4 protein-coding genes and 1 pseudogene are annotated in these 3,095 nt (G+C 56.2%); all 5 read right to left on the bottom strand.

From position 1 onward, the window contains the following. Positions 1 to 261, bottom strand: a pseudogene (locus tag AC33YF_RS13460) (hypothetical protein); the annotation flags it as partial. Positions 262 to 268: 7 nt separating this feature from the next. Next, positions 269 to 556 carry a hypothetical protein gene (locus tag AC33YF_RS13455; RefSeq protein WP_491777725.1) on the bottom strand — a complete coding sequence of 96 codons (288 nt, stop codon included), beginning with the start codon at positions 554 to 556 and terminating at the stop codon, positions 269 to 271. A 36-nt stretch (positions 557 to 592) separates the two neighbouring features. Continuing rightward, positions 593 to 1,072, bottom strand: a complete 480-nt coding sequence (locus AC33YF_RS13450; protein ID WP_491777724.1) for a hypothetical protein — start codon at positions 1,070 to 1,072, stop codon at positions 593 to 595. Between the two features lie 303 nt (positions 1,073 to 1,375). Then, positions 1,376 to 1,699 (bottom strand): hypothetical protein, encoded by a 324-nt coding sequence (locus AC33YF_RS13445; RefSeq protein ID WP_491777723.1) that lies wholly within the window; start codon positions 1,697 to 1,699, stop codon positions 1,376 to 1,378. Further along, positions 1,683 to 3,095: DUF1254 domain-containing protein (locus tag AC33YF_RS13440; RefSeq protein WP_491777722.1), on the bottom strand; the 1,413-nt coding region annotated here is incomplete at its 5' end. The genes AC33YF_RS13440 and AC33YF_RS13445, both read right to left, overlap by 17 nt.

The raw sequence follows: 3,095 nt of genomic DNA, 5'->3' as shown, positions 1-3,095 counted from the left end.
GTGGAGTGAGCAGCCCCCGCTGCCACAGTAGAGCGACCTTGCCGACGAGCAGCGGAAGTCGCCTTCGTCGATGACTGTATCTGAGATGCCGTCACCGGTCAGATCGACCCTGCTGACCGCCTTGCCTTGATCAAAAACACCGTTTTCATAGCTCTCACAGGCCAGACGTGCCTTGGAAATAATTGTCGCGCCTGTATCGGCGGCCAATGCAGGAGCCGAAAACAGACACATGAGGCCTATCCCGAACAGCAATCTAACCATTTTAGCCTCAGCCCCTCTCTGCACTTCGTTTCAACGCGCCCCAGTGGCAAATCACGATAAGAATGATGAGATTCACGGCTGGCGCTAAGGCGGCCAGCGTCGGCCAAAGCGGCTCCGGGAATACACCGAGCATTCGGTTCCAAGGTAAGCCGAGGGGCACCAAGAAGACGCCGGCCAACGGTCCGGACGGACTTCCGAAAAGACCGAAAGTGCCAATAATGAAAAGCCCCACCGCCAGCGCATAAAGAACGGCAAAGCCGATCAATGTATAACGACACGCGCGGTGCATTCGCATGCTGACGAGCTCACCTACGCTTGATTGCTTCCCGACCTAGAGAGCACCCTCATCGGTCATCGACATAACTTCAGCGACGACGCCATCTTTGGCGAGGCATTTCCAAGGCGCGCGATTGGGACCTACGCCGACCATTACGAGGGTATTTGCCTCGGACTCTTCTACGCTAAGCGTCACTACATCCCCGTTGTTGGTCTCGGTTGAGACAGCCTGGAGACAAACCTGCTCGTCCTTGGATGGCGTTCCAGGGGCGACCTCAGAGCCGGCTGCGGCATTCTCCTCGGGCGGCTGAGCTGCCGCCGGAGCGGCCGGCGTTTCGGTCGCCGCGGGAGCTGGAGTGCTTTCAGCTGCGGGCGCCTCGGTCTGCGCGGCGGGCGCAGACGTGGGCTCAGATTTGCTGGCCGAGTCTTCCGTCTTGGCGGCGGGCGCGCTGTCTTTCACCTCTGAAGCCTCCTCAGAGCAAGCCGTCAGAGAGACAATCAAAGAAATTGCGATAAGTCCGTACAACGCTTTCATGCTTAACCTCTGATTGAAAATCGAAAACCTAGAGAGCACCCTCGTCCGTCATCTATCGGACCAGAATTGGCGAGAGACAACGGATCCCGATGGCAATCTGCACGTCGGGGCCCGCAACTGCAATGTCCGCTTTGGGTCATTAGCAGACATCCGAATGCAACTTGGTGACGTCCGGTTACTGCCCGTAAGCGGACATTGGCAGCTGCGGCATCGATGTCGGCTATGTGCCAAAAGCGGACCTCAGCACAGCGAGCGACATTCGGTAGGCAACGGTTTGGTCTAAGCGACCGGTTGTGAATCTTGCTACTTGGCTTCTTGCTTTTCGGCCAGCCGCCGCAGAAGGTCACGTTGCTCTTCGAGAAGTGCCAGGATTTGCTCGTTCTGCTCCTTGAGACGCGGCAGAATGGACATGATGAGTTTCGGCGGCGAATCCTCAGGCATCGCTGCCATCATCCGCTTCATCATTTTGTTCCGCATCTCCGTGAAACCGTTTCGCCACGGTCGATTCTGCGCACCAAGCTGCTGGCCGACGAGCACTGCTGTGCCGGCGAGCGCGACGATGATGAGAAATGGCTTCATGATGCCTGCCCTTTTGTTGGACCTGAAGCGCTCAACTGACTCGCTCAACGTCTGGAAGCTTGAAGCTCTTGTCAAAAAAGGGCTCCTCAGGTCCGTAGAGACGGAACAATAGGAAGAAATCTTCACCTGCCGTTGGTATCCAATTGGACTCGAAGCCCTTTGGCGCTGTCTCGCCAAAATAAATATCAACCGAACCGTCATCGTTCATTTTCAGAGCTTCCTTGTCGTAGGAAGAAAGACCAACTCGGTCGATGTCGTTGTAGATAAATGCCTTCGTCTTTTTCGAGTAGGCGATGACCGACCAGAAGTCGCTGGCAGGCACCTTCGCAGGCACGCGCAATCTGTAGACCCCCTTGCCCGATAACAAGTCGCCGTCGCCATCGCGCGTTGCCATTACGTAAGCGGTTGCCTTCCCAAGCTGCCGCGGCACGAAGGTTGCCCAGTGAAACAAGCTGCCGCGTTCATCAAGGAGCAGCGTGTCTCCCTCATCATAGACAAACCCGTCCTCTGAGGGCCGTCTAATGGCGAGCCACTGTGCCCCCGGCCAATAGACCTCTGTGGAGTAGCCGGGCGTCTCGAACATATGCTCGAGATAGGCATAGCCGTCCTTCGCCGCTTCATTTAGCGCGTCCTTGAGAGTTGGATTGGGCTTAAAGGTTGCCCCCTTCTCGATGCCTAAAGAACTCAACATACCGCCCATGACCTTATCGCGTTCGAGGAGCGGCTCATTCTGTATGAGCTGATCGATCTTCATGAAGAAGTCGATGTCGTATGTGGGCAAGGTCGGCAGATGCTTGCCGGAGATGTCGATGTATGTTCCCGCCGGCGGGTTGTCTGCCTGGTTCAGCGGATAGGCACTTATTTTTTTGGCATATTCGCCAGCCTCGCTGAAGCTTGTGTCTCCAAGCGGGATGAGACGCAGTGCGACAAAGACATCGTAGAGTTCTAGCTGCACTGGGAGATACCCTTCAGGTACCTCGCCTTTGTATCCGGGTGGCAGAAAGAGGTACTTACCGCCTTTGCCCTTATCTTGTCCTGCCGGACCGATGTCGGTCACCGGAACCTGCCAGACGTCTGTAGCACTGCCGAATATGGCAGTTTGTTTGGATGCGGGCGGTATATCGAGGACCACCGGTCCTTGCCGAGTACTCAAGAGGACGGTGACATAAGGCGTCTGATTATTCGGCGTAAGGGCTTCCTGAAGTGCCGTCGGCGGTTTCGTCAGGTAGTAGACCGTATTGTAACCACCACCAAGGCTGAAATATGCGTCACGCAGCGCGATCATGCTAACGGCCGGCATTGACCAAATGACGGCTTCAAAGCCGCGCTCGCGCGCCAAGCGAGTTTGCCAGTCGGCAGCTTCTGCAATTGCAGCCCCGGAATAAATCGCGGCCAATCCAACGAGGGCTGAAATGAAATTCCTCACAGCGAAGTTCTCCTTGTC

The organism is Methyloceanibacter sp. (assembly GCF_058506495.1).
Note: the sequence above shows the minus strand (reverse complement) of the source record. Positions and strands in the feature narration are given on the sequence as shown.